Source organism: Pseudomonas sp. FW305-3-2-15-E-TSA4 (genome assembly GCF_058787295.1).
The window spans coordinates 43,931-57,459 of sequence record NZ_JBYSZP010000004.1 but is presented as its reverse complement, the minus strand read 5'-3'; the positions used below and the strand labels follow the sequence as shown (position 1 = coordinate 57,459).

The following is a 13,529-nucleotide window of genomic DNA, read 5'->3' as shown; positions in this document are numbered from 1 at the left end:
TGCGGTTTTTTTGTGGGTGACGATATCAGGCTGAATGCATTACCCCTGTGGGAGCGGGCTTGCTCGCGAAAGCGGTGTATCAGTCGCTGAAAATGTTGACTGACACGACGCCTTCGCGAGCAAGCCCGCTCCCACAGGGAGGGTAGGTGTCAGGCAGTGGTTTTCGGGGCCAGGCCATCCGCCCGGAACATCCCGCGAATCCCGCGCACCGCCTGACGAATCCGGTCCTGGTTCTCGATCAGCGCGAAGCGCACGTGATCATCGCCATACTCACCAAAGCCAACCCCCGGCGAGACGCAGACCTTGGCCTCGGCCAGCAGCTTCTTGGCGAATTCCAGCGAACCCAGATGCGCGTACGCCTCGGGAATCTTCGCCCAGACATACATCGAAGCCTTCGGATTCTCGACCATCCAGCCCAGCTCATGCAGGCCTTTGACCAGCACGTTGCGGCGCTGGCGATACTGCTCGGCGATGTCGCGCACGCATTGCTGATCGCCTTCCAGCGCGGCAATCGCCGCCACTTGCAGCGGAGTGAAGGTGCCGTAGTCGTGGTAGCTCTTGATCCGCGCCAGGGCGTTGACCAGCTCCGGGTTGCCGACCATGAAACCGATGCGCCAGCCAGCCATGTTGTAGCTCTTGGACAGGGTGAAAAACTCCACCGCGATGTCCTTGGCGCCGGGCACCTGCATGATCGACGGGGCTTTCCAGCCGTCGTAGACGATATCGGCGTAGGCCAGGTCGTGAATCACCAGCACGTCGTACTGCTTGGCGAGGGCGATCACCCGTTCGAAGAAATCCAGCTCCACGCATTGTGCGGTAGGGTTGGACGGGAAACCGAGGATCATCATTTTCGGCTTGGGGATCGAACCGCGAATCGCCCGCTCCAGTTCATCGAAGAAGTCCACGCCCGGCACCAGCGGCACCGAACGCACCTGGGCGCCGGCAATCACCGCGCCGTAGATGTGAATCGGGTAACTCGGGTTCGGCACCAGCACCGTGTCGCCCTGATCCAGGGTCGCCAGCATCAAGTGCGCCAGGCCTTCCTTGGAACCGATGGTGACAATGGCTTCGCTTTCCGGGTCGATATCGACCGCGTAGCGTTCCTTGTACCAGTTGGAAATCGCCCGGCGCAGGCGCGGAATGCCCTTGGACGTGGAGTAACCGTGGGTGTCTTCACGTTGGGCAACTTGTACGAGTTTTTCGACGATGTGCGGCGGTGTGGCCCCGTCGGGATTGCCCATGCTCAAGTCGATGATGTCTTCACCACGACGCCGCGCGGCCATCTTCAGCTCGGCGGTGATGTTGAAAACGTAAGGGGGGAGTCGATCAATGCGCGCAAAGCGGCGCGGCGAACCTTGTTCAGCCATTGTTGCCTCGGATAACGTAAGCGCCCGGAACCGTCCGAGCGACGCTGGTCACTGCGGTGACCTGTGGCGGAAGATAAGGGCAGCGATGGCAGACTGTCCAGCGTGCACGACAATAATTTTTTCCAAGGAAATGCTTAATGGAATTCACCAGCGGCTTCTTGCTGAGCCTTTCGCTGTGCCTGGACATCGGCGTAGCCAACATCGCGATGATCACCCTGGCGATGCAGCGCGGATACTTTCAGGGCTTCGCGCTGGGCCTTGGCACCTGCGTCGGCGACCTGATCTACGCGGTGCTGGCGCTGGCCGGGATGACCGTGCTGCTGCAGTACGAAAGCGTGCGCTGGGTGCTGTGGATCGGCGGGTCTGCGTTGCTGATCTACTTTGCGGCGAAGATGATCTATTCGGCGATTCACCACGAAGCGCAGTTGGCGGCGACGGCGGAGGTGGGGCAGAACTCCCATCGCAAGGAATTCTTCCGAGGGATCTTCCTCGCTATGTCCTCGCCTAGCGCGATTCTGTGGTTCGCCGCGGTTGGCGGCACCCTGATCGCCCGTTCCGGTGGCGGCGGCCCGCTCAGCTCGGCGCTGTTTCTCGGCGGTTTTCTCTGCGCCGGCCTGCTGTGGTCGGCCGGTCTGTGCTTTGCCGCGAGCCACGGCGGCAAGTTGCTCGGCGACAAGCTGTTGCGCTACTCCTACATGGCATCGGCGGCGATCTTCTGCTATTTCGCGGTTTACGTGATCGTATCCGGTTATAACGAGTTCGTTGGCTCCGGCGCTGCCGACCAGTTGCACGCCTTGTGACATTGCGAATCGGGTTTGGCTTCTATACTCAGCAGCCGAACCCCTAATTTTGTTCCAGGAGTCGAGTCATGGATGAGCAAAAACGCGTCGAAGTGGCGGAACCTCGCTTCGAACATGGACACTTCCTGCTGATCGCGGGATTTCGTGGACGATTTACCCCGGACACGGCCAAGGACATCCCCGCGCTGTGGGAAAAGTTCTTGCCGCACCTGGGAAAGATACCGGGACAAAAAAACGAAGTGACCTACGGCGTCTGCAGCAATTTCGACGGCAAGGGTGGCTTCGACTACATCGCCGGGGTGGAAATCAGCAAGCTCGATGACCTCGACCAGAAGGTCTATCAGTGGGTCGAAGTGCTGCCCCGGCAGTACGCGGTGTTCGAGCACAAGGGCCCGCTCGACCAGTTGCCGCAAACCCTGCAATACATCTACAAGACTTGGCTGCCGACCTCTCACTACGTGGAACTGAATGCCCCGGAGCTGGAGCGCTACAGCGCCGATTTCAATCCGCGACTGCACACCGGCAAACTGGAAATCTGCGTACCGGTCGACAGCAAAGCCTGAGCCCATGACGATGAGGCGGATCGCTGATCCGCCTCATGTTGTTTAGCCGCGCTTGCCCTTGCCCAGCCGTCGCGCCCGCAACAGGTCGATGCCCAAGGTGATAAAGCCGAACGTACTGATGCCCAACACCATCAACAGGCCGATTTCAACGCTGCTCATAAGCGGTTACCCCCAAGGGTGATCAGAGACACACCGCAGGAATAGCCCGTCAGCGGCACGAAGAAAAGCGCTTATACGCAGGCTTTACGCCCCCCGCGCGGATCGATATGAACACCTTATTCCTTTATGCTTTGCGCACTTTTCTCCGTTGATTTTCGAGCTGCCATGAACACCGTCATCCGCAACGTCACCGCCGCCGACCTGGATCGCTGCTACGCGATCGAAACCGTTGCCTACGAAGGCGATGAAGCCGCCACTCGCGAGAAGATCGCCATGCGCATCGCCACCTGGCCTGAGGGTTTCATCGTCGCCGAAGTAGACGGCGTAGTCGCCGGGTTCATCAACTCGGGCGCGGCGTTTGATGTGCAAATGTCCGACGAGGCGTTCAAGGAGCTGATCGGTCACGACCCGCAAGGGCCGAACGTGGTGATCATGTCGGTGGTGGTGCACCCGGACTATCAGGGCCAGGGTTTGGCCAAGCGACTGATGGCCGAGTTCATCGAGCGCATGCGCGGGATGGACAAGGCGACGATTCATCTGATGTGCAAGGAGAAGCACATTGCGCTGTATGCCGGGTTCGGCTTTGCCTACATCAAGCCGTCGGAGTCGGATCACGGCGGGATGGCGTGGCACGAGATGATCCTCACCTTGTAAGACATCACTCATAACCTGTGGGAGCTGGCTTGCCAGCGATAGCGGTGGGTCAGTCGACAGCAATGTTTGATGTGCCGATGCCATCGCTGGCAAGCCAGCTCCCACAGGTTCTAGCGGTGTTTGCAATTCCCCGTTCAGTAGAGAGTGTCGCTTACTCTTTTCGGTGCTTCGCGGTCGTAGGTCTCGGCATCGAACTGCCCGTCATTCAGGCGCTTGTGGAAGGCGCCCGCAGAGGGCAGGGCCGAGCGCGGCAGGTGGGTTTCCGGGTTCCAGGCGTCAGAGCGCACAAAGGCTTTCGAGCAGTGGAAAAACGCCGCCTCTACCGTCACCAGCAACACGGTTTTCGCCGGTTTGCCGTTCACCGCAAAGCTTTCCAGCAGCTCAGGATCGGCGCTGATGGTCGCGGTGCCATTGACCCGCAACGTCTCGCCGATCCCCGGAATGATGAACAGCAACGACACCCGAGGATCGTGCAGCACATTGCGCAGGGTGTCGATGCGGTTGTTGCCCGGGCGGTCCGGCAGGGCCAGGGTGTTTTGGTCAATGATCCGCACGAACCCGGCTTTGTCACCGCGCGGCGAATTGTCGAGGCCGTCGGCGCCCACCGAGCTGACGATCACCAGCGGCGACAGGCGCACCATCGCCTGATAATCCTCGTTGAGAAAACCGATCTGCTTGCGCACCGCGCGCTCGTGGGGCAGGCCGTAAATAGCTTCCAGTGCTTCGATTGAATCGATCATCGTGCATCCCTCGATGATTTAGAAAAACAGTCCCATACGCCGCTCGTAACCGATCCGGCCCTTGTACGCTTCGCCGCTGTCGACGAAACCGTGTTTGGCGTACAGCGCGATGGCGGCATCGTTATCGGCATCCACCGACAGTTCCAGCCCCTTGATCTCCGGCCATGCTTCACGCGCCACCTCGGGCAGCGCCTGCAGGCAAGCCTTGCCGTAACCTTTGCCCTGCGCCCGGTGATCGACCTGCAAGGCGTGCAGGGTGGCGCTGTGTTCATCGGCCCAGTCCGGTAACACCGGTGGGCGCTTGAGCAGCAGAAAAGCCACCGGTACCTGATCGGCCAGCAGCGCGAAACCTTTGACGCCGGGGCCGGGTCTGGACAGCAGCGTGTGCAGCGCGCCATGGATGTCGCCGGAGAACTTGATCTGCTCGGGATGGATTTCAATCGCCTCGACCTGCTGACGCTGCAACGCGTTCAGGCTGTCGTATGGCACGAGTTGGGCTGACACGGGAATTTCCTTTTTCCTACAAAGATGAGCCTCGGATTCTAGCGATTTTGTGTTCGGCGGAAATTTTTTGTTTCGTCTGTCGATCCGTACGATGGCCGAACGACTAAGGGTGTCTTCAGCACAAAAACCACGGAGAACACCATGAGCGCACAGACTGAAATCCAGACCCTGATCAATACCTACCACGACGCGGTAATGACCAAGAACGTCGACAAGGTCATGACGTTGTACACCGACGACATCGTCTCCTTCGATGCGATCAAGGCCCTGCAATTCAAGGGCAAAGCGGCCTACCGTGCCCACTGGGAAGCCTGCATGGAGATGTGTTCCGGCCCGCACGTTTTCGAGTTTCACGAGATCGCCATCGAGACCGCCGACAACCTCGCCTTCGCCCATTGGGTAACGCATTGCGGCGGCACCAACGACAAGGGCGAAACCCAGAGCTGCTGGATGCGCGCCACCGCGTGCTATCGGCAGGTCGGCGGGACGTGGAAAATCGCTCACGAGCACTGGTCGGCACCGTTCGATCCGATGAGCGGCAGCACGCTGTTCGATGTGCAACCCTGATCTTCAGCCATAGTTGATCCGTTCGAATCAGGAGAAAGCCATGAAGTATTTATGCCTGGTCTACAGCGATGAGCGCCTGCTGCACACCTCGCCCGACAGCCCGGAAGACGCCGAGTGCTGGGCCTACGCCGAGTCGATTCAGGGCAGCGGGCGGATGGTCGCGGCCGAAGCGCTGGAGTCGGTGCAGACCGCGACCACCGTGCGCATGCGCAACGGCAAGCTGTCGATCACCGATGGCCCATTCGCTGAAACCAAGGAGCAACTGGCCGGTTTCTACCTGATCGATGCCAAGGATCTCAACGAAGCGATTCAGGTCGCCGGTAACATTCCGGCGGCCCGGGTCGGCAGCGTTGAAGTGCGTCCGGTGCGGCAGTTGAATGTCTGAAGTCCGGGCGCGGGTCGAGCAGGTCTATCGCGAAGACTCGCGGCGGATTCTGGCGACCCTGATTCGTCTGCTCGGGGATTTCGACCTCGCCGAAGAAGCCTTGCACGAGGCGTTCTTCGTCGCGGTCGAGCGCTGGCAGCGCGACGGTGTACCGGACAATCCGCGCACCTGGCTGGTGTCCACCGGGCGCTTCAAGGCCATCGATGTGTTGCGCCGGCGCGCCCGCTTCAAGGCCTCGCAGCCGCTGTTGCTGGCGCAGCTCGAAGAATTGGAACAGGCCGACTGGAGTGGCGAAGACGTGGAAGACGACCGCCTGCGGCTGATCTTCACCTGCTGTCACCCGGCGCTGGCGGCGGATGCGCAAGTGCCGCTGACCCTGCGTGAAGTCTGTGACCTGACCACCGAGGAAATCGCCCGGGCGTTTCTCTCGGCACCGGCGGCGATTGCCCAGCGCATCGTCCGTGCCAAAGCGAAGATTCGCGATGCAAAAATCCCTTACCAAGTGCCGAGCCTGAGCGAACTGCCCGAGCGCCTCGACAGCGTGTTGCGGGTGATTTATCTGGTGTTCAACGAAGGCTATTCGGCATCGATGGGCGCTGAGTTGACCCGTGAGGACCTGACTCGCGAGGCGATTCGGCTGGGACGGTTGCTGATGGAGTTGCTGCCGGAACCGGAGGTCATGGGCCTGCTGGCATTGATGTTGTTGCATGAGTCGCGACGGCCGGCGCGCACGTCACCCAGCGGAGAGTTGATCCTGCTGGACGATCAGGATCGCTCGCGCTGGGATGCCGGGCTGATCGCCGAAGGTTGTGCGCTGGTGGAGCGGGCGCTGACCACCCGAAGGTTCGGGCCGTATTGCCTGCAAGCGGCGATTGCCGCGGTGCATGCCGAAGCGCCGTCAGCGGCAGAAACCGATTGGCAGCAGATCGTCGGGCTGTATGACGTGCTGTTGCGGGCGGTGCCGTCGCCGGTGATCGAGTTGAACCGCGCGGTGGCAGTGGCCAAGCGCGATGGCGCGTTGGCCGGGCTGACGCTGATCGAGGGGATTCTGGATCGCGGTGAGTTGCAGGATTACCACCTGGCGCATTCGGCGCGGGCGGAGTTTTGTCGGCAACTGGGTCGGGTGGAGCAGGCGCGGGCGGCGTATCGGCGAGCACTGGAACTGACCCGGCAGGAGCCAGAGCGGCGATTTATCGAGGGGCGGCTGAGCGAACTGGATTGATCCGAGATATTCATTGGCAATACTGGCCTCATCGCTGGCAAGCCAGCTCCCACATTGTCTGCGCCGTACACAAAGTTAATGAACACCTCGGTACCTGTGGGAGCTGGCTTGCCAGCGATTGGCGGCGCCGCTATTCCAGCATCTTGCTCAGTAACCAGCTCCCCGCCGGCCCCAGCGGATACAGCCGCGACCACAACGCATCGACATACACCGGCCGTGGCCAGCCACGCACCGTCAGTTCCACCAGCGAGCCATTCCCGAAACGCGCCACCAGCCAGCGCGGCAGCGCCGCCCAGCCGAAGCCCATTTCGGCCATTTCCATCAGCATCAGGTAACTCGGCGCCGACCACACCCGGCCCTTTGCCCGGCTGTCGTAGGGATTGACGATGGTCGCCAGGCGCAACTCGCGATGCTGCTCCAGCACCTGCTGGTCGACCCGTTCGACACGGGTCAGCACATGATCATCTTTGACGAACAGCGCCAGGTCAGTGCGCTCGGCGACGGTCGAGGTCACCAGATCCGGTGGATAGGTGTCCTGCATTTCGGCAAACGCCAAGTGCGCGCGGCCACGCTGGACCAACTCGATCAGGTCGTCACACTCGGCGATCAGGCATTCCAGTTCCAGGTCCGGATAACGCTGCTCGAAGCCGACCAGCGCCGCTTCGAAACGCGCCGATTGATAGGTGTCGGAAATCGCCACGGTCAGCTTCGGCTCAACGCCTTGGGCCAGTTGTCGGGCGCTCATTTCCATGCGATTGGTGGCCGCCAGAATCGCCTCGGCCCGTTGCAGCATCACGTGCCCGGCCGGTGTCAGGGTCGGTTTGCGGCTGCTGCGGTCGAACAGAATCAGATCCAGATCGATCTCCAGGCTGGCCACTGCGGCACTGATGGTTGACTGACTGCGCCCCAGCTTGCGAGCCGCTGCCGAAAACGAACCCTGAGTGGCCGCTTGAACAAACGCCAGCAGCACTTCCTGCGAAGCCATGAACTATCGCCTTGATCGATGGTTATTGGTTATGAAGTATCGGTGCGAGGGCAGATCATGGCAACCCTCTTCACTCAAGGAGTCAGGCCATGACTGCCAACAAATCCATCACTGAACGTATCTTCCAGGCCATCGGTTTCGAGTGTCTGGCGATCCTGATCTGTACCCCGTTGCTGGCGTGGATCATGGACAAACCGCTGCTGGACATGGGCGCGGTGACCGTGCTGATTGCCCTGCTGGCGCTGGCGTGGAACGTGCTGTTCAACGGCTTTTTCGACCGCATGCTCAAGCGCCTGAACATCGCGCACAACGCCTGGACGCGGGTGGTCCACGCGCTGCTGTTTGAGGGCGGATTGATCGTGATGGGCGTGCCGCTGATTGCCTGGTGGTTGTCGGTCAGCCTGTGGCAGGCGTTCTTGCTCGACATCGGCGTGCTGCTGTTCTTCCTGCCGTATACCTATGTGTATCACTGGGGCTATGACGTGGTGCGGGAGCGCCTCGTGACTCGCCGGGTATGCGCGGGATAAGCACAACCTGTGGCTAATGCAAAACCTGTGGCGAGGGGATTTATCCCCGATGGGGCGCGTAGCGGCCCTTCTTTTTATCCAGAAAAGAAGGGCCTGCTGCGCAGTCCATCGGGGATAAATCCCCTCGCCACAGAGGCTCTCACCAAGAAAGTTTTTAGTGAATGGGGGATTTAAAGGAACATCCCGCCCGATGCCTCGACCCGCTGCCCGTTGATCCACTGCGCACCCGGCGCCAGCAGCATCGACAGCGCGCCACCAATATCATCCGGCTGCCCGGCGCGACCCAGTGCGGTATTGCTCGCGACCATCGCGTTCAACGCCGCGTTGTCGCGCACCGCACCGCCACCAAAATCAGTCTCGATCGCGCCCGGCGCCAGTATATTCACGCCGATCTGCCGCGCGCCCAGCTCCTTGGCCTGATAGCGGGTCAGCACTTCCATTGCGCCTTTCATCGCCGCGTAGGCGGCATAACCCGGCAGGCTGAAGCGGGTCAGGCCGCTGGAGATGTTGATGATGCGCCCGCCGTCATTGATCAGCGGCAGCAGTTGTTGCGTCAGGAAGAACGGCCCTTTGAGCTGGATATTCATCAGTAGGTCGAACTGTTCCGGGGTGGTCTCGGCGAACGCCGCGTGCACACCGATCCCGGCGTTGTTGATCAGGAAGTCGAAGCGCGGACGGTCCAGTTGCTGCAGCACTTGTTCAACTCGTTTGGCGAAATCGGCAAAGGTTTCGCTGCGGCCGACATCCAGTTGCAGCATCACGGCTTTGGCGCCGCGTTGTTCCAGTTCAGCCACCAGCGCCTGGGCTTCATCGGCGCGGCTGTTGTAGGTGCCGATGATGTCCACGCCTTCGGCGGCGAGGTGCAGGGCGGCGTTCTTGCCCAGGCCACGGCTGGCGCCGGTGATCAATGCGATTTTTCGGCTCATGTGAAATCCTCGATTGCGGTGAGTGGTGATGAGCAAAGTTTATTTATCCGCCATGGGGTGATAAACAGACTGAAAGCGGAATCACTGATCGACTCAGCCGAACAATAAACGGGTGTCCTCATGAACAAACTGGAACTGCTGCGCACCTTCGTCCGGGTCAGCGAATTGTCGAGTTTCACCTTGGCCGGCGAGAGTCTCGGGTTGCCGCGCTCGACGGTTTCCGAACACGTACAGGCGCTGGAAACCCTGCTCGGCACGCGTCTGCTGCAACGCACCACACGTAAGGTGCAGGCGACGCAGGACGGCCTGGTGCTGTACGAACGCAGCAAGGATCTGCTGTCGCACATGGACGAGATCGAGGGTCTGTTTCGGCAGGATCCGGCGTCGCTGAGCGGGCGGATTCGTGTCGACATGCCGAACATCCTCGCGCGGCGCCTGATCATGCCGCTGCTGCCGGAGTTCATGGCGCGCCACCCGAATCTGGAACTGGAAATCAGCAGCACCGACCGCCGTGTCGATCTGCTCAGCGAAGGTTTCGATTGCGTGGTACGCATCGGCGCGCAACCGGATCAATCGGTGGTGGCGCGGCACTTGGGCGACTTCCCGATGATCAACTGCGCCAGCCCGGCGTACCTTGAACGCTACGGCGTGCCGCAGACGCTGGAGGATCTGGCGCAGCATCGGCTGGTGCACTACGTCGGCGTGCTCGGTTCGCGCTCGGAAGGGTTTGTGTATGAACAGGACGGACAGGTGCGGCGCCTGCCGATGGCCGGCAGTGTCACGGTCAACAGCACCGATGCCTATGAGTCGGCCTGCCTGGGCGGCTTCGGCCTGATTCAGGTGCCGCGCACCGGCATGCAGCCGCATCTGGACACCGGTGAGTTGGTGACTGTACTGCCGCAGTTCACCGCGCCGGCGATGGGCATTTCAATCCTGTATGCGCGGCAACGGCATTTGCCGCTGCGGGTGCGGGTGTTCATGGAGTGGTTGGGCGATGTCATCCGTTCGACGCTCTGACCGGCTTCCCCTGTAGGAGCTGCGGCACGCTGCGATCTTTTGATTTTGCTTGTAAAAAACAAGATCAAAAGATCGCAGCGTGCCGCAGCTCCTACAGAGGACTTGTGGGGTCAGAAGATCTGGGTGAACAGCCAGTACAGGCTGCCCGACAGCAGAATCGCCGCCGGCAAGGTCAGCACCCACGCCATCAGCAGATTGCGGATGGTCTTCATCTGCAAACCACCGCCATTGGCGACCATGGTCCCGGCCACACCCGATGACAGCACGTGGGTGGTCGATACCGGCAAACCGAACATGTCCGCCGCGCCGATGGTCAGCATCGCCACGGTTTCCGCCGAGGCGCCCTGGGCGTAGGTCAGGTGGGTCTTGCCGATTTTTTCACCGACCGTCACCACAATTCGTTTCCAGCCAACCATGGTGCCGAGGCCCAGAGCGATGGCCACCGCAATCTTCACCCACAACGGAATGAAGCGTGTGGCGTTGTCGATCTGCTGTTTGAACAGTTGCAGTTTGTCAGTGGTGTCGGCGTCGAAGTTGCCGACCTTGTTCTTGTCCATCAGGCGAATGCTTTCGCTGGCCAGGTACATGTCGTTGCGCACGTTGCCCATGGCTTCGGCCGGGACTTTCGACAGCGAGCCATAGCCTTTGACCTCTTCGCCAATGTGTCCGGTGAGAGCGGCGAGGGCGGGGATCAGTTGCGGGGTGGCTTGCTTGCTGCGCACGTAATCGGACAGTACCGGACGCGGATCCACCGGGGCTGGCAGCGGGGTATTTTTCACCAGCGCTTGCTGGGTGACTTCGGCGACGGCAGCGAACTGCAGCGCCTGATCGGCGGGCATGGTGCGGTTCAACGCGTAAGCCATCGGCAAGGTGCCAACCAGAATCAGCATGATCAGGCCCATGCCTTTCTGCCCGTCGTTGGAGCCGTGGGCGAAAGACACGCCGGTGCAGGTGGCGATCAGCAAACCGCGAATCCACCACGGTGGCGGGTTGTTGCCTTCCGGTGCCTTGTACAGCGCGCGATTCTTGATGAAGGCGCGCATGGCCAGCAGCAACAGCGCCGCGCAGCCGAAGCCCACCAGCGGCGACAACAACAGCGCATAACCAATCTTGGTCGCCTGCGCCCAGTCCACGCCACTGGTGCCATCGCGTCCGTGCATCAAGGCATTGGCCACGCCGACGCCGATGATCGAGCCGATCAGCGTATGCGATGACGAGGCCGGCAGGCCCAGCCACCAGGTACCGAGGTTCCACAGGATCGCCGCGATCAGCAGGGCGAAGATCATCGCGAAACCGGCGGACGAACCGACCTGCAGAATCAGCTCCACCGGCAGCAGGGCGATGATGCCGAACGCCACCGCGCCACTGGACAGCAACACCCCGAGGAAATTGAAGAAGCCCGACCAGACCACCGCCACATTCGGCGGCAGCGAATGGGTGTAGATCACCGTCGCGACCGCGTTGGCGGTGTCGTGGAAACCGTTGACGAACTCAAAGCCCAGCGCAATCAGCAGCGCTACGCCGAGCAGCAGGAACGGGGTCCAGGTGGTGACGGTGGTGCCCAGCTCATGCATGTCGTGCATCAGGCTGTAAGCGGTGAACAGCATCCCCATCGCGAGCACCGCGAAGAACACCACGTAAGTGAACGGGCCGGGTTTTTTATCAAGTGCCGGCCGGCCGCCGTCGGCGGACGTGGGGCGGGCGGCGGTCAGGGAGGGAGTAGCCATGAGCGGACAGTCCTGAGCGAGGGAAGGAGTGTCGGTCATGATCGTTGCTAAATATTACAGAGAGACTGCGGCAGGTCAGTGTTTGGCTGAATAACCAGACCACCGATCTGAAGGTCAATGAGGTCCCCTGTGGGAGCGAGCCTGCTCGCGAAGACGGCGTGTCAGTCACCATCATTGTTGAATGACAGATCGCTTTCGCGAGCAGGCTCGCTCCCACAGGGGAACTGTGCTGGACATCAGGTTCGGTGGTCAATAATCCCCACGCTTGCGAAACGCCCAGCGCCCGGCAATCACGGTAAACGTCGCCACCAGCGCCACCAGAATCCAGAACCCTTCCGGATCCGTCGCCAGTGGCACTCCCCCCACGTTCATGCCAAAGAAACCGGCAATGATGTTGATCGGCAACGCCAGCACCGTGACCACGGTCAGGGTGAATAGTGTGCGGTTGCTCTGTTCGTTGAGGTTGGCGGCGATTTCTTCCTGGAGCAGTTTGATCCGCTCGCCGAGGGCGGTGAGGTCGTTGATGATCAGCGCGAACTCCTCGGTGGATTTGCGCAGCTCCTTGACGTCCTCCTTCTGCAGCCACGGCGGCGGACGATTGAGCAGGCGCAGCAGTGAACCCGGCTCCAGCGCCAGCAGCCGTTGCAGGCGCACCAGTACCCGGCGATTGGCGCCGAGTTCGGCGCGGTTGGTCGACAGCCGTGAGGAGAGCAATTCGTCCTCGACCAGATCGACGCTCATGCTGGTCTTGCGCACGATCTGCGTCAGCACTTCACCCTGATCACGCAGCAAGTGCACCAGCAGTTCCGACGGCGAGCGAAAGCATTCGCCGGCCTTCACCGACGAACGCAATTTGTCCACCGAGTGCAGCGGTTGCAGGCGTGCGCTGACGATCAGTTTGCTGCGCACGCAGACCCACAGCGTCGACACGTCCGAGGAAACCATGCTGCTGAGGTTGAACACCACGTCGTTGACCACTGCCAGCAACGCCGAGTCAACGTGTTCGATGCGCGTCGAGCGCGAACCTTCGTGCAGCGCCTCGAAAAACTCTTCGGGCAATTGCAGATGACTTTTCATCCAGCGCTCGCACGCGGCGTGCGCCAGGTTCAGGTGCAGCCAGAGGAATTCATCACTGTCGCTGTCGTCTTGCAGACAACGCAGGGCGGTCGCCGAATCGACTTCGCGGCCACGTTCACCGGGACGAAAACGGAAGCCGTAAAGCAGACCGAACAAATCAGGATCGCGATGACTGAGATCGAGGCTGTGGTTCATGGAGGCTCGCTGCGAGGAGGGCGCGTCGGTCGCGGAATGGCAGGTTCACTGAGCCGCATCATCGCAACCGCAGATGACGTTTGCGTGACTGCAAAATGACAGCGCCCCGGTTCA

At 61.1% G+C, this 13,529-nt stretch carries 15 protein-coding genes; 8 read left to right on the top strand and 7 right to left on the bottom strand.

Annotation, left to right across the window (positions count from 1 at the left end):
* Positions 1 to 149: 149 nt before the first annotated feature.
* Positions 150 to 1,367 carry an alanine transaminase gene (gene alaC / locus AC3WMV_RS06470; protein ID WP_098965217.1) on the bottom strand — a complete coding sequence of 406 codons (1,218 nt, stop codon included), beginning with the start codon at positions 1,365 to 1,367 and terminating at the stop codon, positions 150 to 152.
* 137 nt (positions 1,368 to 1,504) lie between these two features.
* Between alaC and AC3WMV_RS06465 the strand changes: the two genes are divergently transcribed.
* The 3 genes from AC3WMV_RS06465 (at position 1,505) to AC3WMV_RS06455 (ending at position 3,543) form a co-directional block, all read left to right on the top strand.
* Positions 1,505 to 2,167 (top strand): LysE family translocator, encoded by a 663-nt coding sequence (locus tag AC3WMV_RS06465; RefSeq protein WP_007969355.1) that lies wholly within the window; start codon positions 1,505 to 1,507, stop codon positions 2,165 to 2,167.
* A 68-nt stretch (positions 2,168 to 2,235) separates the two neighbouring features.
* Positions 2,236 to 2,730 (top strand): GyrI-like domain-containing protein, encoded by a 495-nt coding sequence (locus AC3WMV_RS06460; protein ID WP_103368943.1) that lies wholly within the window; start codon positions 2,236 to 2,238, stop codon positions 2,728 to 2,730.
* Positions 2,731 to 3,054: 324 nt separating this feature from the next.
* On the top strand, positions 3,055 to 3,543 hold the full coding sequence (locus AC3WMV_RS06455; protein WP_103368944.1) for a GNAT family N-acetyltransferase: 489 nt from the start codon (positions 3,055 to 3,057) through the stop codon (positions 3,541 to 3,543).
* A 134-nt stretch (positions 3,544 to 3,677) separates the two neighbouring features.
* On the opposite strand, the gene AC3WMV_RS06450 is transcribed toward AC3WMV_RS06455, so the two are convergent.
* Both AC3WMV_RS06450 and AC3WMV_RS06445 read right to left on the bottom strand, forming a co-directional pair.
* On the bottom strand, positions 3,678 to 4,283 hold the full coding sequence (locus tag AC3WMV_RS06450) for a pyridoxamine 5'-phosphate oxidase family protein (protein ID WP_103368945.1): 606 nt from the start codon (positions 4,281 to 4,283) through the stop codon (positions 3,678 to 3,680).
* A gap of 18 nt (positions 4,284 to 4,301) precedes the next feature.
* Complete coding sequence (locus tag AC3WMV_RS06445; protein WP_103368946.1) at positions 4,302 to 4,787, bottom strand: GNAT family N-acetyltransferase; 486 nt, start codon at positions 4,785 to 4,787, stop codon at positions 4,302 to 4,304.
* Between the two features lie 141 nt (positions 4,788 to 4,928).
* Here AC3WMV_RS06445 and AC3WMV_RS06440 point away from each other — a divergent pair, with 141 nt between their 5' ends.
* Genes AC3WMV_RS06440 through AC3WMV_RS06430 form a run of 3 tightly spaced genes read left to right on the top strand, consistent with a single transcriptional unit; the run spans position 4,929 to position 6,961 of the window.
* Complete coding sequence (locus tag AC3WMV_RS06440; protein WP_103368947.1) at positions 4,929 to 5,354, top strand: YybH family protein; 426 nt, start codon at positions 4,929 to 4,931, stop codon at positions 5,352 to 5,354.
* A gap of 40 nt (positions 5,355 to 5,394) precedes the next feature.
* A complete protein-coding gene (locus AC3WMV_RS06435) occupies positions 5,395 to 5,739 on the top strand; it encodes a YciI family protein (protein ID WP_007969364.1) in 345 nt (114 codons plus the stop codon).
* Positions 5,732 to 6,961, top strand: coding sequence for an RNA polymerase sigma factor (locus AC3WMV_RS06430; RefSeq protein ID WP_097085875.1), 1,230 nt, complete (start codon positions 5,732 to 5,734; stop codon positions 6,959 to 6,961). The genes AC3WMV_RS06435 and AC3WMV_RS06430 overlap by 8 nt, the downstream gene beginning before the upstream one ends.
* A gap of 130 nt (positions 6,962 to 7,091) precedes the next feature.
* Here the strand turns inward: AC3WMV_RS06430 and AC3WMV_RS06425 are convergent, their stop codons facing one another.
* A complete protein-coding gene (locus AC3WMV_RS06425; RefSeq protein WP_103368948.1) occupies positions 7,092 to 7,946 on the bottom strand; it encodes a LysR family transcriptional regulator in 855 nt (284 codons plus the stop codon).
* Positions 7,947 to 8,035: 89 nt separating this feature from the next.
* Here AC3WMV_RS06425 and AC3WMV_RS06420 point away from each other — a divergent pair, with 89 nt between their 5' ends.
* Complete coding sequence (locus AC3WMV_RS06420) at positions 8,036 to 8,473, top strand: multidrug/biocide efflux PACE transporter (protein WP_027612600.1); 438 nt, start codon at positions 8,036 to 8,038, stop codon at positions 8,471 to 8,473.
* Between the two features lie 170 nt (positions 8,474 to 8,643).
* Here AC3WMV_RS06420 and AC3WMV_RS06415 read toward each other — a convergent pair whose 3' ends face one another.
* A complete protein-coding gene (locus AC3WMV_RS06415) occupies positions 8,644 to 9,399 on the bottom strand; it encodes an SDR family NAD(P)-dependent oxidoreductase (RefSeq protein WP_103368949.1) in 756 nt (251 codons plus the stop codon).
* Between the two features lie 120 nt (positions 9,400 to 9,519).
* Here AC3WMV_RS06415 and AC3WMV_RS06410 point away from each other — a divergent pair, with 120 nt between their 5' ends.
* Positions 9,520 to 10,416: a LysR family transcriptional regulator gene (locus AC3WMV_RS06410; RefSeq protein ID WP_103368950.1), complete on the top strand. Its 897-nt coding sequence runs from the start codon at positions 9,520 to 9,522 to the stop codon at positions 10,414 to 10,416.
* Between the two features lie 110 nt (positions 10,417 to 10,526).
* Here the strand turns inward: AC3WMV_RS06410 and AC3WMV_RS06405 are convergent, their stop codons facing one another.
* Positions 10,527 to 12,143, bottom strand: coding sequence for an inorganic phosphate transporter (locus tag AC3WMV_RS06405; protein ID WP_027612603.1), 1,617 nt, complete (start codon positions 12,141 to 12,143; stop codon positions 10,527 to 10,529).
* A gap of 249 nt (positions 12,144 to 12,392) precedes the next feature.
* A complete protein-coding gene (locus tag AC3WMV_RS06400) occupies positions 12,393 to 13,415 on the bottom strand; it encodes a transporter (protein WP_027612604.1) in 1,023 nt (340 codons plus the stop codon).
* Positions 13,416 to 13,529 lie beyond the last annotated feature (114 nt).

Excerpts from the sequence above, each read along its gene's own strand:
- AC3WMV_RS06465 (WP_007969355.1), top strand. The coding sequence starts at position 1,505 with ATGGAATTCACCAGCGGCTTCTTGCTGAGCCTTTCGCTGTGCCTGGAC.
- AC3WMV_RS06415 (WP_103368949.1), bottom strand. The coding sequence starts at position 9,399 with ATGAGCCGAAAAATCGCATTGATCACCGGCGCCAGCCGTGGCCTGGGC.
- AC3WMV_RS06430 (WP_097085875.1), top strand. The coding sequence starts at position 5,732 with ATGTCTGAAGTCCGGGCGCGGGTCGAGCAGGTCTATCGCGAAGACTCG.
- AC3WMV_RS06435 (WP_007969364.1), top strand. The coding sequence starts at position 5,395 with ATGAAGTATTTATGCCTGGTCTACAGCGATGAGCGCCTGCTGCACACC.
- AC3WMV_RS06420 (WP_027612600.1), top strand. The coding sequence starts at position 8,036 with ATGACTGCCAACAAATCCATCACTGAACGTATCTTCCAGGCCATCGGT.
- AC3WMV_RS06450 (WP_103368945.1), bottom strand. The coding sequence starts at position 4,283 with ATGATCGATTCAATCGAAGCACTGGAAGCTATTTACGGCCTGCCCCAC.
- AC3WMV_RS06425 (WP_103368948.1), bottom strand. The coding sequence starts at position 7,946 with ATGGCTTCGCAGGAAGTGCTGCTGGCGTTTGTTCAAGCGGCCACTCAG.
- AC3WMV_RS06460 (WP_103368943.1), top strand. The coding sequence starts at position 2,236 with ATGGATGAGCAAAAACGCGTCGAAGTGGCGGAACCTCGCTTCGAACAT.
- AC3WMV_RS06410 (WP_103368950.1), top strand. The coding sequence starts at position 9,520 with ATGAACAAACTGGAACTGCTGCGCACCTTCGTCCGGGTCAGCGAATTG.
- AC3WMV_RS06440 (WP_103368947.1), top strand. The coding sequence starts at position 4,929 with ATGAGCGCACAGACTGAAATCCAGACCCTGATCAATACCTACCACGAC.
- AC3WMV_RS06400 (WP_027612604.1), bottom strand. The coding sequence starts at position 13,415 with ATGAACCACAGCCTCGATCTCAGTCATCGCGATCCTGATTTGTTCGGT.
- alaC (WP_098965217.1), bottom strand. The coding sequence starts at position 1,367 with ATGGCTGAACAAGGTTCGCCGCGCCGCTTTGCGCGCATTGATCGACTC.
- AC3WMV_RS06455 (WP_103368944.1), top strand. The coding sequence starts at position 3,055 with ATGAACACCGTCATCCGCAACGTCACCGCCGCCGACCTGGATCGCTGC.
- AC3WMV_RS06405 (WP_027612603.1), bottom strand. The coding sequence starts at position 12,143 with ATGGCTACTCCCTCCCTGACCGCCGCCCGCCCCACGTCCGCCGACGGC.